This window comes from Bradyrhizobium sp. B124 (assembly GCF_038967635.1).
GTDB lineage: Bacteria > Pseudomonadota > Alphaproteobacteria > Rhizobiales > Xanthobacteraceae > Bradyrhizobium.
Genome location: NZ_CP152413.1, coordinates 7,310,027 through 7,336,628 on the forward strand (window position 1 = coordinate 7,310,027; position 26,602 = coordinate 7,336,628).

Sequence of the window (26,602 nt, forward strand, 5' to 3'; positions counted from 1 at the left end):
CCGCAGTGGCTTGGGGACCGGTGTGCAGCGCCGGTCCCCATTCTTATGGGCGAGGACTCAGAGGGAGAGCCGGGCCGGGAAGGGTTTGAGCCGTCGGGATCAAGGAGAGCGCCTGACGGTTCGCCCATTCCTGCTCTCCGAAAGAAATGCCATGACCGAATCTCTCGCCGGCGGCGCCTCCGCCGCACCGCTCTCGATGCGTGCCGCTGCAAGCATCACCTCCGCCGCCATCAGGGCCGCCCGACAGCTCTTGAACGACCTGGAACGCGGCCGGCGCATCGATGTCGGCGTCCTGCGCCGCGCAATGGAGGCTGCCTTCGGCGCCTCAGACGCGGCCGGCGCCTGGAATTGGAAGACCGCCTATGACGTCTGCGAGGCGGCAACCGTTCTATTCCTTCGCAAGTTTGGCCCGGCCATGCGCGCCAAGGCTGGCTCAACGGCTGGCTCGACGGCCGCGATGCTGCCAATGCTCACAAAAATCGTGAGCTGCCTGCCAACACATACGCGCCGTTCCGAAGATAGTCAGGCGTTTCAGCAATTTTCAACGCCGATCCCGCTCGGGCTGGCCGCATGCACCGCAGCCGGCATTACGTGCGGCGACCGCGTTCTGGAGCCCTCTGCGGGGACGGGCTTGCTCGCCATCTTTGCCGAGCTCGCGGGCGGCGCTCTGACGTTGAACGAGTTGGCCGAGTCCCGTGCGGGGCTGCTCGATCATCTCTTCGCCAACGGTAAAGTCACCCGGTTCGACGCGGCCCAGATCGATGATCATCTCGATGCGAGTGTCGTACCGAGCGTCGTCCTGATGAATCCGCCGTTCTCGGCGATGCCAAATGTCGACCAACGGATGTCGGACGCGGCTCTCCGGCACATCGGGTCAGCCTTGGCTCGCCTTTGCGACGGCGGACGTCTCGTCGCCATCACCGGCGCAACCTTCGCGCCGGACAATCCGGCATGGCGAGACGGCTTTGTTCGGCTTCAGGAGCGTGGGCGGGTGGTGTTTTCTGCGGCCGCCGACGGCGCGATCTACGCCAGGCACGGAACTCAGACGGACACAAGGCTGCTGGTGATCGACAAGCTGCCTGCCGCAGATCCGAAGGTCTTTCCCGCCTCGAAAGGTAAGGCCTGCGATGTCGCCACCTTGCTTGATTGGGTGACCCAGCATGTGCCTCCGCGGGAGGCTGTCTCCACGCCGGTCCTGGTTGACGTCACTAAGCGCCCTGCGATGTCGCGATCGGTTGGTGCCGTTGCACCGCGCTCATCGTCCATCTCCGAAGGCACAGGGCCAGAACGCGCAGAGCTTGCGTACGAAACGATCGAATGGTCGCCGCCGGAAGGCGCCCGCCTGACCGATGCGCTTTACGAGGAATATGCATTGCAGTCGATTCGCATTGCCGGATCGTGCATTCATCCGAGCAAGCTCGTGCAGTCCGCAGCGATGGCCTCCGTTGCGCCGCCGAAACCGTCCTATCGTCCGCATCTATCTCCGGGGCTGCTGGCAGATGGAGTTCTGTCGGACGCCCAGCTCGAGAGCATCATCTATGCTGGCGAAGCACATTCCGAGTTTCTCACGGGCTCCTGGACAGTCGACCCGACGTTTGACGTTGTCGCGGCCGCGCGCGACGACGCCGAGAATGCCGTCCGCTTTCGCCGCGGCTGGTTTCTCGGCGATGGCACGGGCGCGGGCAAGGGGCGGCAGGTCGCCGGCATGCTGCTCGACAATTGGCTCAAGGGCCGCCGCCGCGCGGTCTGGATCAGCAAATCCGACAAGCTCATCGAAGATGCGCAGCGAGACTGGTCGGCGCTCGGCATGGAGCGCCTGCTTGTTACGCCCTTGTCGCGGTTTCGCCAGGGCACCCCGATTAGGCTTTCGGAAGGTATCCTTTTTGCCACCTACGCTACGCTGCGAACCGACGAGCGTGGCGAAAGGCTTTCGCGTGTCAGGCAGATCGCTGAATGGTTGGGCTCCGACTTCGACGGAGTGGTCGTCTTCGACGAGAGCCATGCCATGCAAAATGCGGCCGGCGGCAAGGGCGAGCGCGGTGACCAGGCGGCCTCTCAGCAGGGACGCGCAGGCCTGAGGCTCCAGCACGCCTTGCCGAACGCGCGCGTTCTTTATGTATCGGCCACGGGCGCCACCTCGGTCCACAACCTCGCTTATGCTCAACGCCTCGGTCTCTGGGGCGGCACCGATTTTCCGTTCGCCACGCGGGCCGAGTTCGTCGAGGCGATCGAGGATGGTGGTGTCGCGGCCATGGAGGTGCTGGCGCGCGATCTCAAGGCGCTTGGGCTCTACGCGGCCCGCTCATTGTCCTATGAGGGTGTCGTGTACGATCTCGTCGAGCACCAGCTGACGCCGGAGCAGGTTCGCATCTACGACGCCTATGCCGATGCGTTCGGTATCATCCACAACAACCTCGACGCGGCGATGCGGGCCGCCAACATCACCGGCGAAACCGGAACGCTCAACGGGCAGGCGAAATCGGCGGCGCGATCTGCTTTCGAAAGCGCCAAGCAGCGTTTCTTCGGTCATCTCCTGACTTCGATGAAGACGCCCTCGCTGATCCGCTCGATCGAGCGCGATCTCGCAGCGGGCCATGCCGCCGTCATCCAGATCGTCTCAACGGGCGAGGCGCTGATGGAGCGCCGGCTCGCCGAGATCCCGACCGAAGACTGGGGCGACGTCCAGGTCGACATTACCCCTCGCGAGTATGTGTTCGACTATCTCGCCCATTCCTTCCCGGTTCAGCTCTACGAGCCTTTCACCGACTCGGAGGGCAATCTCTGTTCCCGGCCTGTCTACCGTGACGGCCAGCCGGTCGAGAGTCGAGAAGCTGTCGCCCGCCGTGACCGTCTGATCGAGAAGCTCGCCTCGCTGCCGCCGGTACCCGGCGCGCTCGACCAGGTCGTGCAACGGTTCGGCGCCGACATGGTCGCCGAAGTGACCGGCCGCTCGCGACGCGTCGTTCGCAAGGGCGACCGGCTTGTGGTCGAAAACCGCGCCGGTTCGGCCAACCTCGCCGAGACCTCCGCCTTCATGGATGATGTGAAGCGCATTCTCGTGTTCTCCGACGCAGGCGGCACGGGAAGGAGCTATCACGCCGAACTGTCGGCCCGAAACCGTCGCTTGCGGGTCCATTATCTGCTCGAGCCCGGCTGGAAGGCCGACGCCGCGATCCAGGGGCTCGGCCGGACCAACCGGACCAACCAGGCGCAGCCGCCGCTGTTTCGGCCCATCGCGACCGACGTGAAGGCGGAAAAGCGCTTCCTCAGCACCATCGCGCGTCGGCTCGACACGTTGGGAGCCATTACGCGCGGCCAGCGCCAGACCGGAGGGCAGGGGCTGTTTCGGCCGGAGGACAATCTCGAAAGCCAGTACGGGCGCGATGCGTTGCGCCAACTCTACACGCTGCTGGTGCGGGGCAAGGTCGAGGGATGTTCGCTCGAAAGGTTTGAGGATGCCACCGGCCTGAAGCTGACCGATGCCAATGGGCTCAGGGATGATCTGCCGCCGATCACGACCTTCCTGAACAGATTGCTCGCGCTTACCATTGAGCTTCAGAATATCCTGTTCACCGTTTTCGAGCAGCTCCTGACCGCTCGGATCGAGGGGGCGGTTGCGTCCGGCGCATATGATGTCGGGCTGGAAACGCTCCGCGCCGAGAGCTTTGTCGTTACCGACCGGCGGACGATCTATATCCATCCGGGCACCGGTGCCGAGGCCCGGCTGCTCACGATCATCCAGCGTCAGCGGAACCATCCTGTGGGGCTCGATGACGCTCTCGATCGTCTCTCCGATCGCCGTGCAGTCCTGCTGGTCAATGAGCGGTCGGGGCGCGCCGCCGTGCAGGTCCCGGCGGCCAGCGTGATGCTCGACGACGGTGACATCGAACAGCGCGTTCGCCTGATCCGGCCGATGGAGCAGCACACGGTCCCCCTGGGCATGATGGCGGAAAGCCACTGGGCGAAGGCGGACCATCAATGCTTTGCCGCGGCCTGGCGAGCGGAGCTTGCCGAGATTCCCGAGTTCACGGAAAGCACGGTCCATGTCGTTGCGGGCCTGCTGTTGCCCATCTGGAAGCGACTGCCGAACGAATCGACCCGCGTCTATCGGCTTCAGACTGATGCCGGCGAACGCATCATCGGTCGCAAGGTTTCGGCTAGCTGGGTCGCAAATCTCCTTGCTGCGGAGGCGCCCGCGCTGACGCCGAACGCTGCCTTTGCCGCGCTGATGGAGGGACGGACCGTCATTGATCTCGCGGAGGGACTTAAGCTTCGCCGCGTCCGGGTCATGGGCGCGTACCGCATCGAGCTGTCGGGATTCAACGACACGATGCGCGATCGCCTCCGGGCTTACGGCCTCTTCGGGGAGATCATTTCCTGGAAGCTGCGGATGTTCGTGCCCGCGGACGGGAAGGGCGTCGAGATCCTTTCGAACGTGCTCGGCACCTATCCTGTCGCGCGCATCAGTGATCGGGAGGCCGCGTGATGTCTCGCGATGCTTCCGAACTGGCACGCCGGCTTGCGCGCGAGGCCGAGGCGGTGTGTCGACACTATCTCTCCAACGGCAAGCGGTCGGGGCGGTACTGGGTGGTCGGCGACGTCCACAACACCCCGGGCCGTTCATTGTTTGTGCGGCTCCTGGAATCGCCGAAGGGCGCCGCCGGCAAGTGGACCGATGCCGCAACCGGGGAGCATGGCGATCTCCTCGACATCATCCGCGAATGCCGGGGTTTCCGCGACTTCAGCGAGGTCGCCGCGGAAGCGCAGCGGTTTCTGAAACTGCCTCGTTGCGAGCAGAAATCGGCCCCGAAACCCGTTCGTTCGCGTGCGTCGGCCGGATCGCAGCAAGCCGCCCGACGGCTCTTTGCGATGTCGCGCCCGATCGACGGAACGGTGGTTGAAAGGTATTTGCAGCGTCGCGGAATAGCCCGTATCCGCCATGGCGGAAGTCTCCGCTTCCACCCTCGTTGCTACTATCGGCCGGACGAGCATTTGCCGGCCGAAACCTGGCCCGCGATGATCGCCTGCGTCACAGACCTCGATGGACGCATCACTGGTGTGCACCGTACCTGGCTCGACCCGGGCGGGTTTGATCGCGTGCGGCTCGGCAAGGCTCCGATCGACACGCCACGACGCGCCATGGGCGACCTGCTCGGCAACGCCGTTCGCTTCGGCGCGGCGGACGACGTGCTCGCGGCCGGCGAGGGTATCGAGACGATGCTATCGCTGCGTTACGCATTGCCGGCCTTGCCCGTGGCTGCAGCGCTGTCGGCCAATCACCTTTCAGCCATGTTGCTGCCGTCGGGCCTGCGTCGGATCTACATCGCCCGCGATGCCGACGCCGCCGGAGATGCTGTGCAGGCAACCCTCACCCGGCGTGCGCAAGACGCCGGCATCGAAGCGGTCGTACTGTCGCCCCGGCTGGGGGACTTCAACGAAGATCTGCACATCTGCGGTCTTGAGGGCCTCCGAGCGGCGTTGTGGCTTCAACTCGTACCAGAGGACGTCGTCCGCTTCCTGCATTCGTCGACGGTCGTCGCGGAATAGCTCCGGCATTTCGACGTCGTCGTTGTCGGTCGCGGAGGACCAATGCCGGAAGAGGACACGACCTCGGCCTTCTAGAGGGCGATCGGACGGCAGGCGGGTGCGGGCCGGCAATGGCTGCGCCCGGCTATTTTCCGCCGCGCGCCGGCGATGAGAAGACACATCATGCTATCTGGCCCGCGCGCTTTGCATCGCGAGGCAAAATAGCCGGGCTGCGCCATCCTCCGCTGCCGCTTCGGCCCTATCGGGTTCTGGCCCGTTCCGCCTGCCGTCTGAGTGATCGCCACGAAGGCCGCGATGGGCGCGGCCGCTTCCGGCAAAGGACTCTCCACGATGACCGATCGTGACGACATCGAACCGCCGCATGCCGCATCTCCAACCGATCACGTTCTCGCCGAGCTACAACTCTACGGCTATCGCCCCTTCGACGACCAACCAGATGCACGGCCCCTTCCCGAGGGCCGGATCATCGCCGGCGCCGTCGCGGATATCTTCGATGCCCTGGTTGCCACGTTGAGCGATACTCGGCTTGAGCCGGACCTTGACGATCTGCTCTGGTCGACCGTCAACCTGTTCCATCGCGCTGTCGACCGCATCGGTCGCCAGCTCGACGATAACGAACAGGCGCAGCGGAAGAGCCAGCTTGAGCAAAACGGCTCCGAGGTGCAATCGGTCGAACTCGAGCGCCTGACGGCCGAAGGTCTCACGCTCATCGAGCGTCGCAACTGCCTGGAACTGTTCCGCGACCAGGCCTTGGAACGCTTTGAAACTCACACGGGCTCGTCCTGGCGTCCCCGATCGGGATCACTGGTGAACCACCGCACGATGACCGCAGCGATGATCGATTCCCGTGACTTCATCGCCGCCAAGCGTCGCGCCGAGACCGAGCTCATGTTACCTCCAGGACCGAAGATTGCACTCACCGGCGGGCTCGATTTCAACGATCACAACCTGATCTGGGAACGCCTCGACAAGGTCCACGCCAAACATCCCGACATGGTTCTGTGTCATGGCGGCTCCCCGAAAGGCGCCGAACTGATCGCCTCCAAATGGGCGAACAATCGCAAAGTGCCTCAAATCGCCTTCAAGCCCGACTGGACGAAACATGCCAAGGCCGCACCCTTCAAGCGCAACGACGCGATGCTCGAACTCCTGCCGATTGGCGTCATGCATTTTCCGGGTACGGGAATCCAGGACAACCTCGCCGACAAGGCCAAGCGGCTCGGCATCCCTGTCTGGAGGTTCGGCGGCGCGTGAGCGCCGCCTGCTCGCCCTTGGCATCAAAGCGGAGTTGCAGGCGCCGCAACTCCGCCTCGTTTCGGCTCTAAGCGCGGATTTGCGCCATGGTGGTGGTGGAGGGCGCGGCGGATAAATCCATGCACATGGAGCCACCACCATGCTCACCTTTGGGCTTGTTCTCAACACACTCGGAATCGGTTTGTTCTGCTGGGCGATCTTCGCGCTCGCGGTGCATGCCCTGCCGTTCTTTGTTGCGCTGAGTATCGGGACGACGGCATTACAAGGCGGCGCCGGCGTGGCCGGCGCATTGCTTATCGGTACGGCCGGCGGCGCGGTGACGCTTGTCTTCGGTCAGGCCGCCGCCGCCAGCGCTCGATCCTTGACCTTGCGTTTCGCGATCGCATTCGCAGTTCCGGCCGCTGTTGCCGGCTACCATGTTGTGTCGGCCCTGTCCCGGATCGGGGTACCTTCGCCGGCCTGGCGGGAGGGGTTTGCTTGCCTGGGGGCGCTTTACATCGGCGGCGCGTCGTGGGTGCGCTTGACCGCATTTACGGAGTCCGGCGTGTTCGAGCGGGCCGGGCTGGTGGGCAGGCCCTCACAACCAATTCTTACGGGCGCCAGGTGCGGGCACGATCGCTCGCCGCCTTCATCGTCGAACAGGTTGGCATAAATCGGCGCATTGAAACGAGGGATGATCGGGACCTGAGCGGGGTGGGGCAGTCCTCTTCGAAGCGCTTCCACCAACCCCAAAGCATTCCGGCCAGCTAGCCCACTCAGCTGCGGCGGAGCGGCGTGTCTTGATGATTCCTCGGAGACAATACCGCCCTTTGCTGCAGATTGTTTCTTTTTCTGCCGGATTTCGTTCGGGCCTCTTGCTCAGCACAACCGAGCTACGCCACGTTCTCCCGAGATTGCGGTTGAGCACGCGGACGCACGTGGCCTCGTTGATGGCTGGATCTGGCCAAAGACCGGCTTCGCCTCGATCGTCTGAGCCGCAACGCCGTTGATGCGACTTTCTTCCCCTGGGCTGCGCCCATTCCTCGCGAGACAAGAAAGTCGCCACAACGGCGTCCTCCGCTGCGCTCCGGCCCGCAACAGCGGGTGCGTCGCCGATCGTCCTTGGCCTCTAGATCGCCATCGAGGCCGCGGTGGTCGCGGGCTCGAAACACAACAGGAGAAGTGACATGGCTAACATCGGTTCTTTCAAGAAGGTCGGCAACGATTTCCAGGGCGAGATCATCACCCTGAGCCTGCAGGCCAAGGGCGTCCGCATCGTCGCCGAGACCAACCGCTCCAACGACAACGCTCCCAGTCACCGCATCTATGTGGGCCGCGCGGAAATCGGGGCCGCCTGGGCGAAGCGCTCCGAAGAAGGACGCGACTACCTCTCGCTCAAGCTCGACGATCCCTCGTTCAACGCACCGATCTACGCCAACCTGTTCGACGATGAAGGTGGCGAGGGCTACAACCTGCTCTGGTCGCGGCCGCGCAAGAGCGGCGAGTGACACACCATCAAAGCCCCGCCCGAGTAACTCGGGCGGGGCTCCTTCTTCAGCCGACAGCAAGGCGGAGCGCCGGACGATCAATCTGAAGTCCACGACGGGTATGGTTTTCGCTTTAGGCTTTGGGCCGGCTGCAAAATTTTCACCAGGCGAGATAAGGTCGACATGGCTAGCCGAGGTGTCACGGCCGGAACACGCTGCCGCTGCCACAACCGCGTGAGTTCGTTAGCTCTACTCCCATCTGCGCATGATCTGGTCATGAGCGGCGGACTAGATTTTTGATCCATGCCAACGTGTTCCGAGCCACTTCTAGCCGCGCGCAACGGAGCGTGTTCAGAGCGAGATAGCGGGATCCTTTGTACGAAGCACTCCAATCTGAAACCTAGATGACAGGCGCGAAACGAGATTATTCGTCCGTCGCGTACTGTGTTTGTAGGAGCGCAGCCTACGGGTCCAAGGTATGGATGCCCGAATCATGGCAGTCAGCATTAGCAGCCGCCCTGAAGCAGGTGGAGTGCACGTTGTGGACGGACAACTACGAACGACAGCGCAACGAGCTTTTCTGGGCTGGTGGGAATGGGTATTTCAGGCCGCGCGGCGTCTCTTTCCCGAGCTGAAGGTGAGCAGGGGGCCGGCCCCACCTGGTTTGCCAGCTGTTGGCGACTGGGTACGCCTTCGGGGGCATGGGCATGATGAGCGGTGCGGCGAGGTTCTCTGGATATTTAAGAACTCGGCCGGTGTGAAGTGGATTGTCGGAGATGACGGCCGCGTTCTGCCGGATGAACTGCACATCGTTCACCTGTACGAACTGGAGAAACTATCGTGAGCTTCGGCTGGCATCCAAAATTGCACTTGGCTCCGGCCGGTATGAATGGAGCCGCGGACGCGGCTCTTTGCTCTGCGCAGAGCGATACCTAGTCGGCAAGTCGTCTTGATTATGAACTGACGAGGCGAGTCAAAACGCCTGCGCGACTTTGTTACCCCAGACACTCTTTTGCTGGAATCGCGGACTGAGACGAGGCATAGGCGCCCGGAATGAGCGAGGAGGCGTGTTTCGCGTGTCGCGTGCGTTATCGTACACCAGAAACGACGCTGCTTTCCCGCGTCATATCTGACGCAAATGGTGCGGCTGGTACCGTTGTGACGCATTTTGGGCACGGCAGCAGAGCGCGCGCGCCTGCTGGTGCATTCCGTACAAACCTTTCTGCACAGATAGCGAGCGTTGTCTGTCAGATAAACTGGGCCTATTTCGTGGTGCGGGTGAACGAGGCAGACCAATGCAAGGTTGTCGCGCGATCCTCTCCTCGCACTTTTGGTTTTTCTAATTCGTCGATGCGGCAGGCTCGACTTGAACTTTTCCGTTTGGAGGCAAGACATGCCGACGCAACTTCCCGCTTCTATTGAGGCTTCAGACCGGTCCGATCGAACATCGCTGTCTTGTGTGCGGCTGTTCATTATTCTGTGGGCTCTCATGATGTTGCTTGTTGCATCGCTTCGAGATCCTTGGTTCGCGTCCGACGGAATTGATAGTTTTCAGCGTCTTGCCGCTTTCTGAGGCGAGACGCGCCGCAGCGCTTGAATCATTCCGTTTGCGGCTGGCGCTCGGGCGCTCTCAGCTCGTCTGAAGTTCTCGCGGGAGACGACCGGGGCGCTGATGCTTTCGGGGGGCCTCGCCAACACATCTTTGGTGGGCCTGCCGATGATCGAGGCGTTCTTTGGCGCGCCCGACATGGCAACCGGCATCCTCATCGACCAGCTCGGCACCTATCTCGTGCTGAGCACGCTGGGCATTACAGTTGCAGCGATCTATTCGGCAGGCTCGGCCTCGGGCAGAGGCTTCGCTTCCGTGATGACGGCGCGCGGAGGCCCTTTTGTACGAAACGATCCAGTCTGAAGCCGACATGACACGCTCGTGGCGAGAACGCGATTGCTCGTTCCTTACGTGCAGTGTTTGTCGGAGCGCTCTGAAACGCGATGTCGTAAGAGGTGTCGCGGCCCAAAATCGGAAGCCCCGTGAGTCTCTGGCACAGCGTGGCTTACCGCTTTCAGCGGCAAGGGGGCAGGCCCCGCCATGTATCCAGGATGGACCACGCGCCATAAGCAGTGCCCGGCGTCTGCAGGACCTCACGAATACCAGTATCCTCGATGTCCGAAACGTCGATGTCGACGGTCGGGCCGGCGACACGACCTGCCCCTGGTGGATCAAAGCTGTGAAGGAACGTTCTGGTCATAGCGCCAGCGCTCGCCGAAGATCGTCGTGCTCAAACGCGCTTGCCATACGGTTGATCTCGGCCGACCGGGCGCCGACTGCCTTGGCGATGTTGCGCCATGTGGCGGTGATCGTTGCGACTTCCCTTATGATCGAGCGGGCCTGCGCCAGCGTCAGCCCGAAGTACGTTGACGCGGCCTCAAGCAGGTCGAGCGAGCAGGTGCCTTCGTCCAGATCGATGTTTGTGGTCAGCACGCGCGCCTTCACATCGGTTGGCACGGGATTGAGATCATAAGCCGGAGACAGTGACCATCCGGCCTTTCCCAGCCAGAGGAAGCCGTGGTTGCGCAGGTGGTCGTCGACATTGGAGATCAGCACGTTGAAGACGACGCGCCGATAGAGGGCATGGGCGTCGGTCTTTCCCTGCGCGCCATGCTGTGCGAGAGCGTCGACAATCTCCGGATAGCTGCCACGCTCGCCGTCCCTGGCGCCCATCATTGCCATCGCTGACAGGAAGGGGATGCGGGTCGCACCGTCGCGATCGAAGCGTCGCGATAGCATGACCGCCTTGCCGGCCACTTCGATGAGTTCGTGTTGCGGGGTGGCGATGCCGGCTTGGCTGGCCAGTCGCAGCGCGATCTCCTCCCAGGTTTCCATGCTGTAGTCGTCGGTTTCCTTTGGAAACTTGGCGATGGAGAGGTTGCCGTGCTGGTCGATGACCGATGCCTTTGGCCGCGCGCCGCCAAGGGAGGAGCCGGGCGCGAAGATGACCTGAAGGTCTTCGTCCGTTTCCTCGTCCCGGAGAATGCGCTCGGTGATCTGGAGAAGCGGGGCGAGTTCGATTAGGGCCGGTACGCCGCCGCGGATCGGCGCCTGAAAGGCGTCTTCGCCGACCCAGCGGAATCGGAGTGCGCCGAGCCGCGTCTCGTCGGCGACGCCGAGCAGGTAATCGCTTTCAGCAAGCGTGCGGACGCCACGACCTTCGCGGTCGGCGAGGCGGCGTTCGGCGCGCTGCATGAGACGGCGGCCCCAGGTATCGGGCGCGGAGTCGCCGATGGAGCCGAAAGTCGCGAGGCCGGCAGCGGGAGCGAAGGTGCCGCGCGTCAGCGCGAGGGCTGGCTCCAGCGAGAACCGGTCAGCGTCCTCGAGCCATGAGCCGTCATACTCGAAAAGGATGGTCTCCGCGCCGCGAACGCGATTGCTCCTCGCCAGTCCGATGGGACGCGTGTGGCCGCCCAGATCGATATGCACCTCGAAGTCAGCCATGTCGTGAGGCTCGGGTCTTGCGTTTGAGGTGGACATGCTTGGGCAATTCGGCGGTGGCCAGGGCCTGTCCGATGCTGTCGTTGCTGATATCGGCGATCTTGCTCAGACCATCGAGCAGACCGAGCGCCTGAAGGACGCCCGCGTAGATGCCAATGCTTACGTTGGTGTCCCCAGCCTCGACCCTTTGCAGGGTCGAGCGGGACGTGAAGGCGCGCTCGGCCACGACTGCCATCGGAAGCCGCCGACGTCGACGAGCATCGTGGATGTCCGCGCCGAGCTTGCGCGTGGCTCGCCGAACGGCAGCAGAGGGATTGTGTGGGGTCGGCATTTGTCACCTTCACGCTACAGATTTGGCAATTATGTAGCACGAAGATTACAATTTCTCCAGGGGCCGTGAGGTTAACAAAATCGCAATTCTGACCCTCTGTCCTTGATCGGTGGCGGGAAACCGGGAAAAAATCGACGGCTCTTGAACGCGGGCGGACGCCTCAATGCGCCTTTGGCGCCGAGGCGGCCACCGATCTCGTGTCCAACGCTGTGCAGCGGCGCTGGTGGCAGGTGCACACCGCTGACACAGACACAAAGCAGGTGTTCCGGCCTGTTGACCTCCGTTTCCGAGAGGTCATCCGCAAGGTTGAGGTCGTGTTTCATCCCGACGAGGAAGGGCGCGACCTTGGGCTGGAGGATCTGGGCGACGGCCAACGTTCGTTGTTCGATCTCGCGATGACCCCGTGACCCTCGACATCGAAGGCCGGATCGCCGACGGCTCCGCCAGCGCTGCATTCCAGGCCGGTAGCATCCCGTTGCTGGCCCTGACCCTCATCGCGGTCGAAGAACCCGAGAACAAGCTCGCCCCCTTCTATCTGTCGCGCATCGTGCGCCAAATCGAGGAGCTGACCGTTTGGGGGCAGGCTTTCATCTCGAGCCGTTCGGCGAGCAACCTCGCCCGCGTTGATCCCGGCCAGGTCCGGTACTTTCGGCCGGAGCCCGCCGACCGAACCGCGCGCATAATAGGGCATTCGGCTACCCGAGAATGACGAAGACGCCGCCAACTTCGTGCGGGAAGCCGTCCGCACGCACTCCGAACTTTCTTTCGCGCGGTTCGTCATTCTCGGTGAGGCGCGTCAGAAGAGGTGGTGTCGCCGCGCCTTCGCATGGCGTTTGACAGCTGGTGCATGCTGGCCGTGCGCTGGTGCCCGGCGGCTATCGCGCATTGTTTCGGCCAGTGTCTCGCAAGGGATAGGGCAGGGGTACCGAAAAGCGTCCCCGCATGTTCGGCATCCCCCTAAGGGCTTCTGCTCCGCCATCGTGACCGCCGCCGCGCAAGTCCATTCGCTTGCGCTCCAGACGATCACTGAGGCTCGAAAATGCCCGATCCGAACGCCGGCTTGCCGCCGCGATACCTGCGAACTCCCGAAGCTGCACGCTTTCTGGGTCTGTCCGGCCGGACGCTTGAAAAGCACCGCACCTACGGCACGGGCCCGACCTACCGCAAGCTCGGCGGCCGCGTTGTCTATTCGCTTGAGGATCTCAAAGCGTGGGTTGACCGCGGAGCCAAGACGTCGACGAGCGATCCAGGCGCAGGATCGGTGTTGCCGGCCAAACGTCACACACCCATTCCGTATGCAGGCAAGGAGCGACGTTGACCATGTCGGACGGCAACTCGTCTCCTCACAGAAAGCGCTATTCGGAGCGCGACCAACTCGATCTGTTCCGTACCATTCCCGGCGACCTGGCGCCCCGCGATGCGCAAGATCTGATGGCTTACCCGTTCTTCTCGTTGGCAAAGTCAAAACGCGTAGTGCCGATCGCCTTCCACGCAGGAACCATCTCGATCCGAGTCGAGGCGGTGCCTGAACATGGCATGGCGACCATCTGGGACGCGGACGTTCTGATCTGGGCTGCGTCACAGGTGGTCGAGGCCCGCGACGCTGGTCTGAAGACATCGCGGCTGATGGCCGCTACGCCATATGAGATCCTGACATTCGTCGGTCGTGGCACTAGCGGGCACGACTACGACCGCCTCAAAGCTGCGCTCGATCGGCTGCAATCGACCACCGTATTGACATCAATCCGTCAGCCAACGGAACGACGAGCGCATCGCTTTTCGTGGATCAATGAATGGAAAGAGACAGCCGATGTGCACGGCGAGCCCCGGACTGGAGCTGATACTGCCGGACTGGTTCTATACCGGCGTTCTTAATGACGCGCTCGTCCTGACCATCGACCGCGCGTATTTCGATTTGACTGGGGGATTGGAACGGTGGCTCTACCGTCTCGTGCGCAAGCACGGCGGCCGTCAAAGTGGTGGCTGGAGCTTTGATCTCGCGCACCTGCACGCCAAGTCGGGTACCCTTTCGCCGCTCAAGCACTTCGCTTACGATCTGCGTCAGATCGTTCGTCGCCAAACCTTGCCGGGGTATCAGCTTCTCATCACGAACGACCCGAATGGCGGAGAGCGATTGAACTTCGCTCCGGCTTCCCAGGAGCCGCTCACCCGACGATTGCACAAGCACCGCGCCCTCTTCAGAGCGGTGGATAGGCTGTGAATCTCCTCGTGCTATCAGGGACCAGAACCCTCGTGCGATCGGGGACCGGACCCTCGTGCTATCGGGGACGAAAAGCGCGGCTAAACTCTTGCCACGCGGATACTTCGCGCCGCCGTAACTTTGCTAACCCGGAATCCTTCGGATTCCTTCTAACGGATCTGTGCCCATCGGCTCTAACCGTGAGACCTGGTCCGGGCGCTCCACAGCGCCGATGCCCGCATTCTTCACCACGATCGCTCTGCCGTTCGCAAAACGGCACCTGCGATGCGCCGGCGGCTGGGCATCGACTTCTTTCTTTCATACCTCTCTCGACCAAGCGGAGGCCGTCAGGTGAGCAACCACACCACTGTTGAGCTGTTGTGGCTCGAGAAGCGCATCGAGAACCGGGTTCGGTTTGGCCGTGCCGCTTCGGAGAAGATCATTGACGGTCATCGGCGCGTCCTTTCGTTTGCGCCCGGCAGCATCTTCGCATTCGTGCGTTGGACGTCGAATGACTTTGGGGCGTTGCTGTCTCGGATCGACATTTTGCGCGCGGTCGCACCGGGACAGCGATACTCGACAGTTCCTTGCATCAACCCCGGCGGCGACAGCCTTCTGCGGCTATCTGGCTGGCCCAAGGTCGAGCAAGTGCTGCACTTGATCGAGGCCGTGGAAGCGCTCGGCATTAATCCAGCCGACGCCGCTCCCGAATATTGGCATCACGTGCACAACCGCGTGTCTGTCAACGAAAACCCGCGGATATACACCCGCTCGCGCCACGAAGCTTGGCTTAATCGGCGAAGGATAGCACCCTGATGCAGCGGCCCGCTACGATTTTGGCAGCGATCGGGGCTGTGGCTCTCGTCATGTCGGCGGGTCAACAGACCACGCCAGTCTACATCTGGAACGTGTCCGAAAGCGTCCCGATCGGGCTCTATCGTTTGCAAGAACTCCGCTCGCTGCGGGTCACCGAGCTTGTGGCTGCTCGTCCTCCGGAGCCGCTGGCCAGCTTTCTTGATTTCAACGGCTATTTGCCGAGCGGGGTTCCGATGCTGAAGCGCGTGTTGGCGCTGCCGGGGCAAACAGTCTGCAGAACTGGGCTCACCATTGCCGTCGACAATATCGAGGTGGGTCATGCACGCGAGCGTGATGGCCGCGGACGACCACTGCCGGCCTGGCAGGGCTGCCGCGTCATCGCCCGAGACGAAGTGTTTCTCATGAACTGGCAGTCCACAGCCTCGCTCGATGGCCGCTATTTCGGGCCAATCGCGCGATCCGCAGTGATTGGGCAGGCACTTCCGGTGTGGACCGGTGAGGAGTGATCATGTCCAGCTTCCGCGATTGGTCTGTCATCAAGCCGTTTTGCTCGCGCCAATACTCATCCTTCGTTTCGGCCATATCGACAACGATCGACAGGCCCAACCGGTACTCTCGCATGCCGCAAGATCGGGCCAAAGTCGCTTTCTGCCTGAAAACAAAGCGTCGATTGCCGTCTTTAATTATTGTTTGCTGTCTCGGCGTCCTTCTGAGGGGCGGACTGCCCTCGGCCGGCGGCGCGGAGCCCGCATCGCGTGCACAAGCGAGGCGCCTGTCGAATCCGACTTCCGTCACACCGTACACATCCTCGATCGTCGAAGCCTCGCATCGATGTGGAATCCCGGAGCATTGGATCGAGGAAGTTATCGAGATCGAGAGCGGTGGAAAACCGAATGCCGTATCGGCGCGCGGAGCTCTCGGATTGATGCAGATCATGCCGCAGACTTGGGTCGAGCTGAGCGTTCGATATGGTCTCGGCCTGGACCCGTTTGATCCGCACGACAACATTCTTGCCGGTACGGCATACCTTCGCGAGATGCTCAATCGATTCGGATCAGCAGGTTTTCTTGCTGCCTACAACGCAGGACCGAAGCGGTATGAAGAGCACCTGGCATGGGGGCGATCGCTTCCGGATGAAACACAAGCCTACGTCCAGCGTCTTGCACCGTTGCTTGGCATAGGTCAACTGGAGCATGGCAGCGCGGTTATCACACGAATGGTCGACTGGCGACAGGCGACCGTGTTTGTTCGTCGATCCGAGAGTTCGTTCGTTAACGGCTCATCCACATCGATTGAGCAATCACTGAGCTTTCCCAAAGATACGCCTCGCGCACACGCAACCGCATTTCGACCTCGCGCGGCGGATCTGTTTGTGCGTCGTTCAGGCGAGCGACAGTCGCGATGACAGTAATCGCATGTCCTCGCATGCTGTCGAAAGTACTCGCAGCTTTGAGCGCGGTGGCCACAAGGGAAGGACCAGGCGACGGGGAGGGCAGGATAAAAGCCGCAAGGTGCGGCCGGTCGGTCGGGGCATGGAACACCAGCAAATTCCAGTGCTGCTGCGAACATTGCGAATATCGCGCGCAATTTTCCTATTTGAATAACGCGCTGGTCTCGCTCAGCTTTCGACACCCTGAGGAGCACTGCATGACTGATAACGACGATTTCCGCGTCCGTCCGGGCCGCATCCGCTCCACGCGTGCGTCGCGGACAAGACCGTTTCTGGCGCAGGCGCTCAAGGCTGCTCAGAAGGCCGGCGGTATTTCGCGAGGTGCCGGCAGCCGTGGCGGCAAGTTTGGGCGCGGCCGTGCAGCGAGCCTTGCCGCCAACCGTCTGCTCAACAGCAGGGCCCGCGCGGTTATGGTAAAGGCGCGTGTGGTCCGCCGGATGCGCTTGCCGGGCGCGCTGCGAGCTCATATTGGCTATCTTCAGCGCGACGGGGTTACCCGGGACGGGGCACGCGGCAAACTTTTTGACGCGGCGGGAGATGATGCCGACGGTCGTACTTTCGCCGACCGATGTGAAGGTGATCGGCATCATTTCCGGTTCATCGTCTCGCCCGACGATGCCGGCAAACTCGCCAATCTGCGCGACTTTACCCGCGAGCTCATGGACCAGGCCTCGCAGGACCTTGGCACTCGGCTGGACTGGGTTGCCATCGATCACTGGAACACCGAGCATCCGCATATCCACATTCTGGTGCGGGGGCAGGCGGATGACGGAAGGGACCTCGTCATTAGCCGTGAGTATGTCTCAACGGGACTACGGGCACGCGCTGGCGAGCTCGTCACCCGCGAGCTTGGTCTGCGCTCGGAGCTCGAGATCCGCCGCCAGCTCGAAGCGGATTTGACCGCCGAACGTCTCACCACGCTCGATCGCGGACTCGCCCGGGAAGCGGGGGCTGCCGACGGGGTCATCGATTTGAGGCCGAACCGGGATGCCGGCGCAGACCCACTGCGGGAGTTTCGGATCGGCCGGATGCGGACGCTGGAACGGCTGGGCCTGGCCGAGCCTGCCGGGCCCGCTCGCTGGGTGCTCGCTCCCGACGCGGAGCCTCGATTGCGCGCGCTCGGCGAGCGCGGCGACATCATCAAGCGGCTACACAAGAGCCTCGCGAAGGATGGCGCGGCACGCCCACCATCATCCTGGGCGCTCGAAGGCGAGCGCCACGGCGAGCCCATCATCGGCCGTCTCATCGCTCGGGGACACGACGACGAGCTTAAAGGCTCAGCGTTTGCCATCGTCGACGGTACTGACGGACGCGTGCATCACCTGAAATTTTCGAGCATCGAAGCAACCGGCGATGGGCCGATCGGCGGCATTGTGGAACTCCGGCGCTTCGAAGACGGGCATGGCCGAGCACGGATCGCGCTTGCAGTGCGCTCCGAGCTTACTGTTGACCAGCAGGTCGCGGCGGAAGGCGCGACCTGGCTCGACCGGCAGCTGGTGGCACGCGACTCTGCCCGGCTTTCGCGCGCCGGCTTTGGTGCCGAGGTGCGACATGCGCTTGATCGGCGCAGCGACATACTAGCAGGGCAGGGGCTCGCACGCCGGTCGGGAGACAAGGTGACGCTCGGCCGCAACTTGATCGAGACACTTCGCGGCCGCGAACTCGAAGCGGTAGGCCGGTGCTTAGCCTCCGAAACCGGACTGACGCATTTGCCTGCCGATACAGGCGAATCCGTTTCGGGGATCTATCGTCGCAGGCTGTCGCTTGCCTCAGGCCGTTTTGCCATGATCGACAACGGGCTCGGCTTTCAGCTCGTGCCCTGGATACCGACGCTCGAGCGCGAACTGGGGCGCCAGGTGAACGGCATCGCCGGTCCTGCCGGCGTAGATTGGAGCTTCGGTCGGAAACGCGGGATCTCGCTTTGATCCATCGATCACCCTCAGACTGCGATCTCGGATGTGCGTCCGGTTTGTGCCCGCATCCGAAGATCCTCTATGCACAAGCGAATTATGCAACAAGGAGCCGCCAGTGCTCCGTGGCGCAAGTTGGGTCGGCGTTCGAGCCGCCGGGGCAACGACCAAAGGCAGACCTTGGCGGCCTCTCCTTGAGCCACTCCAGCCGACACAGCTTTTGAGAGAGAACATGTACATCGATGACGAGGCGGGCCGCACAACAAGCCGTACCTGCTCACTCCGCCGGCTTTATCGTTCCGATCTTCGGCTCGATGTCCACGCGTTCGATCTGGACGACGAAACATACGCCACAAACCAAGCTGTACTTGGACGATCGCTGGCGCAATCGGACAGGGCCAGTCGGTGCTCAGTATGTCGCCGCCCAAAAGCGCCTGACAGCATCAAAGCGACCACCAAGCTCGCGCAAGCGCGCTGTTCCGGCATCCGTCACGAGGAAGACCTCCGCCTGCCCACCGCATGCCGACACTGCGTTTAAGCAAGACCCAGCCTTTTCTGACGGCGCGCTCCTTGGCAGTAAGGCGGTTTGGATGGAGCGTGTAGGGTCGCGACCAGTTGCCCCAAGTCTGGGATGCCACTGGCATCGGGGTGAGGATCGCCCTTTAGCGACGTTGAACCAGCCATGTGGGTCTCGTTGTCGTACCCGACCGCTCACGTCAGGGTCGACGGACATCTCGGCACGAAGGAAGCTCTCGCAGCGTCGGGGCCAGGTTGAAGACGCGACCGGCCGAGACCCTAGGGCAATTGCTGCCACACGCCGGGTCTTAACCCGGCCCGCCAGGATCGCGCGAAAGTGGCAGCTGAACGCAGGATTTAAGCATCAACGTGCCGTCAAATGCATCAATCCGGAGGAAATCTTCGTTAGGAAATACAGATCTTGAGGCACTGCTTGAGACGCAATCGGATTGAAGCGTAGGCGACGTCATAGTGAATACAAAAAAGGCGGAGGTTCAAGAGGCCAATAGAAACCGCTGGCAGCTCATCGACCGGGTCGTTGCTTGGATACGCCGCTCAACTGTGAGCCGGGCTCGAGCAATAGAGAGAGCTCCTGCGTCCTATCGGATACGAAAGGACATCGGGTTGGCCCGAGATAACCCGAAACCAATATCCGACCGAATGGACGAGATGAGAAGAAGGCATGGCGGCTGGTTTTAGCCGCCGGATTTGCAATCTATCAGTTCTGCCTTCCAGCGATCAATGCCGGCCACGCACAGATCTGCAAAAAGACCTAGCGCTTTAGCTTCGGCGTGATGGGTGCTTGCGCAATTTAGAGCTGCCGTGCGCGCTTGAGTATCGTGCCGGCGCAACACGACGCGAGATCATCGAGGCTTGGGATCAATTCGATCGCGCTTTGCAACGCATCATCGTCCCACCGCATGGCGAGCCTCGGGAACCGCAGGCGATCCGTGCGCGGACCCGCCGATTCACGCGCCAGGACGCGCGCGAGTGCGATGCGCGGGCGGGCTTAGTTGTGCGCAGGCCAAGGATGCTATCCACATCTCCGCTCCATGTCCGCAACCAAGATCATTTGGCATCAAGTCATCCTGGTCTGTCTCGTCGTGCTCGCGTTCCTCTGGGCGGCAACCGAATGGACAGCGTGGCGACTTGCCTTTCAGCCACAGCTTGGACCCGCCTGGTTCAACCTTGGGCATTGGCCGATCTACCAGCCGACCGCCTTCTTCCCCTGGTGGTTCAAATTCGATGCTTACGCGCCAATAATATTCCTTGAGGGCGGCGCCATCGCCGCCAGTGGTGGCCTCGCGGCAATCGCACTCGCGATGATGCTCTCCGTTCTGCGCGCGCACGAGGCGAGAAACGTCACCACGTACGGCTCGGCACGCTGGGCGGATGCACGCGAGGTGAGGCGGGCCGGACTTTTGGGCCCTGATGGCGTGGTACTCGGCCGCTTCGAGGACAATTATCTGCGGCATGACGGGCCCGAGCACGTGCTCTGCTTTGCCCCCACACGCTCCGGCAAGGGCGTTGGCCTTGTCATACCGACACTTTTGACATGGCCCGCCTCCACAATTGTCCACGACATCAAGGGTGAAAACTACCAGTTGACCTCTGGCTGGCGCTCGCACATCGGGCCGGTGCTGTTATTCGATCCGACCGATCCAGCCAGTGCCGCATACAACCCCCTTCTCGAAATTCGCCGTGGCGACTGCGAAGTGCGAGACGCTCAGAATATCGCGGATATTCTTGTCGATCCGGAAGGGGCACTCGAACGCCGGAATCATTGGGAAAAGACCAGCCACTCTCTCCTTGTCGGTGCGATCCTGCATGTCCTCTACGCCGAGGCCGACAAGACCCTCGCCGGTGTCGCCAATTTCCTTTCGGATCCATCCCGTTCGATCGACGTGACTCTCAACGCAATGCTGGCGACACCGCATCTTAAAACCAGCGTTCATCCCGTCGTTGCCTCAGCCGCGCGCGAGCTTCTCAATAAAAGCGAGAACGAGCGTTCGGGCGTACTCTCAACCGCCATGAGTTTCCTCGGCCTCTACCGAGATCCCGTGGTCGCGAAAATCACCGCGCGTAGTGACTGGCGAATCCGCGATCTGGTGGACGGTGTGCAGCCCGTCTCACTCTACCTCGTCGTGCCCCCCTCCGACATCGTTCGGACCAAACCGTTGATGCGGCTCATCCTCAATCAAATCGGCCGAAGATTGACCGAGAGCCTGGATGGCGAGCGACGGGGACAAAAGCTTCTGCTGATGTTGGATGAGTTCGCCGCGCTCGGCCGGCTCGACTTCTTTGAGAGCCAGCTGGCCTTCATGGCCGGGTATGGCATCCGTGGCTTCCTCATCACCCAGAGCCTCAATCAGCTGGAACGCGCCTATGGTCAAAATCACGCGATCCTCGACAATTGCCACGTTAGGATCGCCTTCTCGACCAATGATGAGCGCACCGCCAAACGCGTGTCGGATGCGCTCGGGACGGCGACCGAGCTCAGGGCGATGAAAAACTACGCGGGGCACAGGTTGAGCCCGTGGCTTGGACATCTGATGGTGAGCCGTCAGGAGACCTCTCGCCAGTTGCTGACGCCGGGCGAGGTCATGCAGCTCTCACCTAAAGAAGCGATTGTGATGGTCTCCGGCTTGCATCCTGTACGCGCCACTAAGGTCCGTTACTATGAGGATCCGCAGTTTCAGCGGCGCCTGTTGCAGCCGCCGCGAGCTCAACTGAGTAGCATTCCTGCACGAGCGGATGATTGGACAGCCCGCAGACCAATTGCGCCTTCAACCCATCTCCTGTCGAGGCGCAAGCACGGGAGCGACGACCCGAATGGAGGTATTCGCCGCGAACCGGAACTGCCTCAGCATGAGGAGATCGAGGTCAAGGTACCTGTCGCCGACCACGAGTTCGATGCCGACCTCGACGAGGCCGATGCTGATGACGTCCATGCCCGCGCCATGACCGAGCCGATGCAGCGCATGGCAAGGACCGCCAGTCTCGACCCGGATGATGGGATTGACCTCTGAGCGCACCAAAATGAAAAAGATCCAGCTCAGCATCTACCTCGACCCAGAGACGTTCAAAACTCTCGATGCGTTCGCAAAGCATCGTGGGCAGCCCAAGTCGCTGGTTGCGGAAGCTGCCATCGCTTCGTTCCTTGGTCCTGATGATTCCGACCGGCGAGAGGCGGTGATCGCAAAACGCCTAGACCGGATCACGCGGGTCCTTGAGCGACTGGAACGCAATGATGGCATCACGCTTGAGACGGTTGCGCTCTTCATCCGATTCTGGCTGACCTCGACCCCGGCGCTTCCGGAGCATTCGGGCCCGGCCGCACGTGCCAAAGGGGCCGAACGCTATGATCGTTTCGTTGAGGCCCTGGGAAGGCGTCTTTCAAGCGGCTCGACCGTCCTGAAAGAGGTGAGCGCCGATTTGCACGCCTCTGACAAAGCCGAGTAGAGCGTGTTCCGACGGACGGGCGATGTTGCAATGCCGCCCATTGAAATGACGGACCTGCAATCGCGCAAGGGAATGACGGGCTGTGCAAACTCGGAAGCTCGCCAAACCATCATGATCTCGGCCGACCGATAGACCGCTCTCGCACCCCCCTTCAATCAGGGCGCCGTTTCTGTCCTTCGCTACGCCAGGCCACGAAAGGCGGTTCAGTGCCGTTGAAGTGACGTGCGACCTGCTTCTTCTTCCTCCCGCCGTCGCTGGGAGCGATTCAGCGGCTTCGATCGGATCTACGTCGCGGCCGAAGCGCCGTGGCGTGGCCTGGTACGGCCGCAATGCAAGAAAGTGGAATATGCAAGGCAATGGAGACCTCGAAACGCAGACCAGCTCGGGCCTGAACGGTGATGAGTCGGATGCTCTGCCGAATCTGAGCGAAGCGCCGCGGACGAGAAAGATAACCGTTCAGCTCTCTGAGAGCATGTTCCAGCGACTGGACGCTGCGACGAGCCGCCCGGGACTCGGTAAAAGCATGGTCGTCGAGACAGCGCTGGAGCGCTTCTTTAATCCTGCGCCACCTGCCGAAAGGCTGGTCCAGGAGGAGCTGGAGCGGATGATTGGTCAGATGACCAGGCTCGAACATGCGATCGCAATCATTGCCGAAACAGTCGCCCTGCACGCGCGCTATCAGCTCACCGTGACGCCGCCCATGCCGCAATCCCAGCAGCGCGAGGCTTGCCTGCTTGGCGAGCGGCGCTTCAAGATTCTGGTCGAGCAGGTCGAGCGGCGGGTACGGCTCCGACAACCATTGATCCAGGAGACGATCGATCGGCTCGGCAGCGCCGGTCGCGCTGCCCATGAGGCTCCCAGCGGCACGTCAAAGATTGGGGCGCAAGAACAGCAGGATTCGAAAGGTCCGTCCACGACCGCCGCCGAGGAGATATCCGAGCCAAATGCTGCCGCCGGGGAGGGCGGCAGCACGGCGAACTTTCGGAACCTGCCCAACTCGTTTTGCTGAGCCAGCTGGGCCGGCTATCACCCGCGCGCTGAGGCATAGCCCGACGCCGGTATTGCCCGAAAACATATTTGGGCCGCTTCCAACGTGGAGGCTCATAGCGTGCGCCTTTCTTCCTTTTGCGGCCGGATACTACCTTGCGTACCTGTTCCGAACGATCAACACGCTGATTGCTGGCCGCCTCGCTTTCGATCTTGGGCTTGGCGCTGCCGAGATGGGCTTGCTCACGTCAGTCTATTTCCTGGTGGTTATGGCAGCGCAGATTCCGATCGGTATGTGTCTCGACCGCTTTGGACCGCGACGGGTGCAGGGCGCGCTCTTGGCCGTCGCCGCAGTGGGGGCCGCGCTCTTTGCACTATCGACGGGATTCCTATCGCTTCTCATCGCTCGCGCGATGATCGGACTTGGGAGCGCCGCCTCCCTGATGTCTGGCCTCAAAATCATCGTCCTCTGGTTTCCAAAAGAACGGATGGCCGTGATAAATGGCTTAATGATCATGCTGGGATCGTTCGGGGCGGTCACAGCGACAGCTCCTGCCGAGGTGGTTCTGGACCGGGTCGGCTGGAGGGGGCTGTTCGGAGCGCTCGCAGCCGTGACTGCGCTTGCCGCAGTTTTAATTCATGTCGTGGTTCCTGAACGACGCACAAGGCCACAGCCCAGCGGCAAGTCCGTCAGCCTGAGAACCGTCTATTCGGATGCCCGATTCTGGCGAATTGCGCCGTTATCGGCGACTTGCATCGGATCGGCCTGGGCACTGCAGTCCTTGTGGGCGGCACCCTGGCTTTGCGATGTGGAACGGCTGGATCGAGCGAGTCTCGTCAATGAATTGTTCCTGATGGCGGTCGCTCTGAGCTTCAGTGCATTAGGCCTGGGCGGGCTTGCAAACTGGGTGCGCCATCGCGGCAAGAAGACGGAAGCCGTCCTTGCTGCCGTGGCAGTGATGTTGCTTGGAGCCGAGCTTGTACTGATCCTGCATCCACCCTGGCCGTCGCTGCTGCCATGGTTCGTGGTGTCGGTCGCTGGATCGGCTACGGCTCTGACCTACGCCATCATAGGAGATTATTTCCCGACTCACCTCGTTGCACGCGCGAATGGCGCCCTGAACGTCCTGCAATTTGGCTGGGCATTCGTTGTGCAGTACGGGACGGGACTGATTCTGGAGCATTGGCCTCTTGAGGCTGGGCATTATCCCTTGATTGCCTACCAGGCCGCGTTCGGAGTGAACATGTTGCTGCAGCTTGCAGCGCTCGTCTGGTTTTCCGTCCCGAGTGGCCGGAAACGGAAGGCCGAGGCTCCTGCCATAAGCCTGGCAGCGGGCGGCCGGAGCTCGGTTGAGGTCGTTGTTCCAGCGGCCGATCTCGTCCTGCTAGAGGGGGATGAACATGCTGAGTGGTGAGGCCTTCCTGTTGACGGGCTGATCTCCTGGACCTTCATTCTGTGGCGCGTCGGAAGCATTCTTTCCGGTTCTTTCTTCTTCTACGCCAGGCTACGAACCGCATTCTCCCATTATTGCGATGCCGCTGGTTCTGCCTTTTCTAATTGTCCCCATGAGAGGCCGCTGATCCTTGGCTGCCTCGATGAGCCTTGGGGGCAGTTGTGGCAATCCATTCGTTCCATTCGGAAGCCGAATTGCGTGGAGCACGCATGCTCCGCACCGCGCTTGGACCTGCGATCGCGGGCTTTTTGGAAGATCCGTCCGTGGTCGAGGTGATGCTTAACCCCGATGGACGACTGTGGATCGACCGGCTATCGAGCGGGCTTGCCGATACGGGCGAGAGCCTGTCCGCAGCAGACGGCGAACGAATTGTCCGGCTGGTGGCACATTATGTGGGTGCTGAGGTTCACCCCGGCTCGCCCCGTATTTCGGCTGAGCTGCCGGAAACCGGCGAACGTTTCGAAGGCCTGTTGCCGCCGGTCGTTGCCGCACCGGCCTTCGCGATCCGTAAACCGGCGATCGCCGTGTTCGGCCTGGACGACTATATCGCTGCCGGCATCATGAACGCAGAGCAGGCGAACGTGCTTCGTCATGCCGTTGCTGTGCGCAAGAACATCCTGGTCGCGGGCGGCACGTCGACCGGCAAAACGACGCTAACGAATGCGCTTCTCGCCGAGGTCGCCAAGGGATCGGATCGCGTTGTCCTCATCGAAGATACGCGCGAGCTTCAGTGCAGGGCGCCCAACCTGGTCGCGTTGCGGACCAAGGACGGCGTGATCGCGCTCTCTGACCTGGTTCGCTCTTCGCTTCGCTTGCGCCCCGATCGTATTCCGATCGGAGAGGTCCGCGGAGCCGAAGCGCTCGATCTGCTCAAAGCCTGGGGAACGGGCCATCCCGGCGGCATTGGTACGATCCACGCCGGCACGGCGTTGGGGGCGTTGCGGCGGCTCGAGCAGCTCATCCAGGAGGCCGTGGTCACCGTTCCGCGTGCGCTGATAGCGGAGACCATCAACGTTATCGCCGTGCTTTCCGGCCGTGGTGCCCAACGGCGCCTCAGCGAGCTCGCTTCTGTCACCGACCTTGGACCATCGGGCGATTACAGCCTTTCGAAAATTGGAGAACAGTCATGATGACGCGATCATATCTCGGGCGGGCCTTCCTTTCGGCTACAGCGTTCGCTTGCCCGTACCTGGCGAGCGCGCCGGCCTTTGCTGCCGGCTCGAACATGCCCTGGGAGCAACCGCTCAACCAGATCCTGCAATCGGTCGAAGGTCCGGTCGCCAAGATCATCGCAGTCATCATCATCATCGTGACAGGGCTTTCGCTTGCCTTCGGCGACACCTCAGGCGGTTTCCGGCGGCTGATCCAAATCGTGTTCGGTCTGTCGATCGCATTTGCCGCTTCCAGCTTCTTCCTGTCGTTCTTTTCCTTCGGCGGCGGCGTGGTGATCTGATGGATGAGCCAGTCGCAGGCTTTGTCGCCCCCGTCCATCGCGCGCTCACCGAACCGATCCTGATGGGTGGTGCGCCGCGTTCAGTCGCGATCCTCAACGGAACATTGGCTGCCGCACTCGGCCTTGGGCTGCGCTTGTGGCTGGCCGGCCTTCTTCTCGCGTTCATCGGCCACATGGCTTCGGTCTGGGCTGCCAAGCGCGATCCAGAGTTCGTGGAGGTTGTGCGCCGCCACGTTCGCGTCCCCGGTCATCTCAGCGCATGAAGT

General features: G+C 62.2%; 24 protein-coding genes and 1 pseudogene. 23 read left to right on the forward strand and 2 right to left on the reverse strand.

The window, feature by feature from the left end:
• Positions 1–151: 151 nt before the first annotated feature.
• From AAFG13_RS34780 to AAFG13_RS34815, 8 genes are all read left to right on the forward strand, one after another.
• Positions 152–4,486 carry a strawberry notch family protein gene (locus tag AAFG13_RS34780; protein ID WP_342713453.1) on the forward strand — a complete coding sequence of 1,445 codons (4,335 nt, stop codon included), beginning with the start codon at positions 152–154 and terminating at the stop codon, positions 4,484–4,486.
• Entirely contained in the window at positions 4,486–5,547 is a 1,062-nt protein-coding gene (locus AAFG13_RS34785) for a toprim domain-containing protein (protein WP_342709593.1), read from the forward strand. Before AAFG13_RS34780 ends, AAFG13_RS34785 begins: the two co-directional genes overlap by 1 nt.
• A gap of 330 nt (positions 5,548–5,877) precedes the next feature.
• Entirely contained in the window at positions 5,878–6,801 is a 924-nt protein-coding gene (locus AAFG13_RS34790) for a DUF2493 domain-containing protein (protein WP_342709594.1), read from the forward strand.
• A 139-nt stretch (positions 6,802–6,940) separates the two neighbouring features.
• Positions 6,941–7,453 (forward strand): hypothetical protein, encoded by a 513-nt coding sequence (locus AAFG13_RS34795; RefSeq protein WP_342709595.1) that lies wholly within the window; start codon positions 6,941–6,943, stop codon positions 7,451–7,453.
• A gap of 514 nt (positions 7,454–7,967) precedes the next feature.
• Complete coding sequence (locus tag AAFG13_RS34800; protein WP_342709596.1) at positions 7,968–8,288, forward strand: DUF736 domain-containing protein; 321 nt, start codon at positions 7,968–7,970, stop codon at positions 8,286–8,288.
• A gap of 472 nt (positions 8,289–8,760) precedes the next feature.
• Positions 8,761–9,111: a hypothetical protein gene (locus AAFG13_RS34805; protein ID WP_342709597.1), complete on the forward strand. Its 351-nt coding sequence runs from the start codon at positions 8,761–8,763 to the stop codon at positions 9,109–9,111.
• Positions 9,112–9,660: 549 nt separating this feature from the next.
• On the forward strand, positions 9,661–9,840 hold the full coding sequence (locus tag AAFG13_RS34810) for a hypothetical protein (RefSeq protein WP_342709598.1): 180 nt from the start codon (positions 9,661–9,663) through the stop codon (positions 9,838–9,840).
• A 144-nt stretch (positions 9,841–9,984) separates the two neighbouring features.
• Complete coding sequence (locus tag AAFG13_RS34815) at positions 9,985–10,179, forward strand: hypothetical protein (RefSeq protein ID WP_342709599.1); 195 nt, start codon at positions 9,985–9,987, stop codon at positions 10,177–10,179.
• Between the two features lie 333 nt (positions 10,180–10,512).
• Here AAFG13_RS34815 and AAFG13_RS34820 read toward each other — a convergent pair whose 3' ends face one another.
• Both AAFG13_RS34820 and AAFG13_RS34825 read right to left on the reverse strand, forming a co-directional pair.
• Positions 10,513–11,760 carry a HipA domain-containing protein gene (locus tag AAFG13_RS34820; protein ID WP_342709600.1) on the reverse strand — a complete coding sequence of 416 codons (1,248 nt, stop codon included), beginning with the start codon at positions 11,758–11,760 and terminating at the stop codon, positions 10,513–10,515.
• Entirely contained in the window at positions 11,753–12,088 is a 336-nt protein-coding gene (locus AAFG13_RS34825; protein WP_342709601.1) for a helix-turn-helix transcriptional regulator, read from the reverse strand. The genes AAFG13_RS34820 and AAFG13_RS34825 overlap by 8 nt, the downstream gene beginning before the upstream one ends.
• Positions 12,089–12,285: 197 nt before the next feature.
• On the opposite strand from AAFG13_RS34825, the gene AAFG13_RS34830 reads away from it, so the two are divergent.
• The 15 genes and pseudogenes from AAFG13_RS34830 (at position 12,286) to AAFG13_RS34900 (ending at position 26,599) form a co-directional block, all read left to right on the forward strand.
• Entirely contained in the window at positions 12,286–12,495 is a 210-nt protein-coding gene (locus tag AAFG13_RS34830) for a hypothetical protein (RefSeq protein ID WP_342709602.1), read from the forward strand.
• Positions 12,492–12,797, forward strand: coding sequence for a hypothetical protein (locus tag AAFG13_RS34835; RefSeq protein ID WP_342709603.1), 306 nt, complete (start codon positions 12,492–12,494; stop codon positions 12,795–12,797). Before AAFG13_RS34830 ends, AAFG13_RS34835 begins: the two co-directional genes overlap by 4 nt.
• Before the next feature lie 330 nt (positions 12,798–13,127).
• Complete coding sequence (locus AAFG13_RS34840) at positions 13,128–13,406, forward strand: helix-turn-helix domain-containing protein (RefSeq protein WP_342709604.1); 279 nt, start codon at positions 13,128–13,130, stop codon at positions 13,404–13,406.
• A 2-nt stretch (positions 13,407–13,408) separates the two neighbouring features.
• Positions 13,409–14,309, forward strand: a pseudogene (locus tag AAFG13_RS34845) (replication initiator protein A).
• Between the two features lie 330 nt (positions 14,310–14,639).
• Positions 14,640–15,104 (forward strand): DUF2840 domain-containing protein, encoded by a 465-nt coding sequence (locus tag AAFG13_RS34850; RefSeq protein WP_342709605.1) that lies wholly within the window; start codon positions 14,640–14,642, stop codon positions 15,102–15,104.
• Positions 15,104–15,610, forward strand: a complete 507-nt coding sequence (locus AAFG13_RS34855) for a S26 family signal peptidase (RefSeq protein ID WP_342709606.1) — start codon at positions 15,104–15,106, stop codon at positions 15,608–15,610. Before AAFG13_RS34850 ends, AAFG13_RS34855 begins: the two co-directional genes overlap by 1 nt.
• Positions 15,611–15,612: 2 nt before the next feature.
• Complete coding sequence (locus AAFG13_RS34860; RefSeq protein WP_342709607.1) at positions 15,613–16,509, forward strand: lytic transglycosylase domain-containing protein; 897 nt, start codon at positions 15,613–15,615, stop codon at positions 16,507–16,509.
• A 242-nt stretch (positions 16,510–16,751) separates the two neighbouring features.
• The gene (locus AAFG13_RS34865; RefSeq protein ID WP_342709608.1) at positions 16,752–18,479 is read left to right on the forward strand and encodes a DUF3363 domain-containing protein; all 1,728 of its coding nucleotides are present in this window, start codon (positions 16,752–16,754) and stop codon (positions 18,477–18,479) included.
• 1,553 nt (positions 18,480–20,032) lie between these two features.
• Positions 20,033–22,009 carry a conjugal transfer protein TraG gene (locus tag AAFG13_RS34870; protein ID WP_342709609.1) on the forward strand — a complete coding sequence of 659 codons (1,977 nt, stop codon included), beginning with the start codon at positions 20,033–20,035 and terminating at the stop codon, positions 22,007–22,009.
• Positions 22,010–22,019: 10 nt separating this feature from the next.
• Positions 22,020–22,442 (forward strand): CopG family transcriptional regulator, encoded by a 423-nt coding sequence (locus AAFG13_RS34875; protein WP_342709610.1) that lies wholly within the window; start codon positions 22,020–22,022, stop codon positions 22,440–22,442.
• Positions 22,443–22,752: 310 nt separating this feature from the next.
• Positions 22,753–23,451 (forward strand): hypothetical protein, encoded by a 699-nt coding sequence (locus tag AAFG13_RS34880; protein WP_342709611.1) that lies wholly within the window; start codon positions 22,753–22,755, stop codon positions 23,449–23,451.
• A 64-nt stretch (positions 23,452–23,515) separates the two neighbouring features.
• Positions 23,516–24,844 (forward strand): MFS transporter, encoded by a 1,329-nt coding sequence (locus AAFG13_RS34885; RefSeq protein WP_342713454.1) that lies wholly within the window; start codon positions 23,516–23,518, stop codon positions 24,842–24,844.
• A gap of 248 nt (positions 24,845–25,092) precedes the next feature.
• A complete protein-coding gene (gene trbB / locus AAFG13_RS34890) occupies positions 25,093–26,013 on the forward strand; it encodes a P-type conjugative transfer ATPase TrbB (RefSeq protein ID WP_342709612.1) in 921 nt (306 codons plus the stop codon).
• The gene (locus AAFG13_RS34895) at positions 26,013–26,336 is read left to right on the forward strand and encodes a TrbC/VirB2 family protein (protein ID WP_342713455.1); all 324 of its coding nucleotides are present in this window, start codon (positions 26,013–26,015) and stop codon (positions 26,334–26,336) included. The genes trbB and AAFG13_RS34895 overlap by 1 nt, the downstream gene beginning before the upstream one ends.
• Entirely contained in the window at positions 26,336–26,599 is a 264-nt protein-coding gene (locus AAFG13_RS34900; protein ID WP_342709613.1) for a VirB3 family type IV secretion system protein, read from the forward strand. Before AAFG13_RS34895 ends, AAFG13_RS34900 begins: the two co-directional genes overlap by 1 nt.
• Positions 26,600–26,602: the final 3 nt, after the last annotated feature.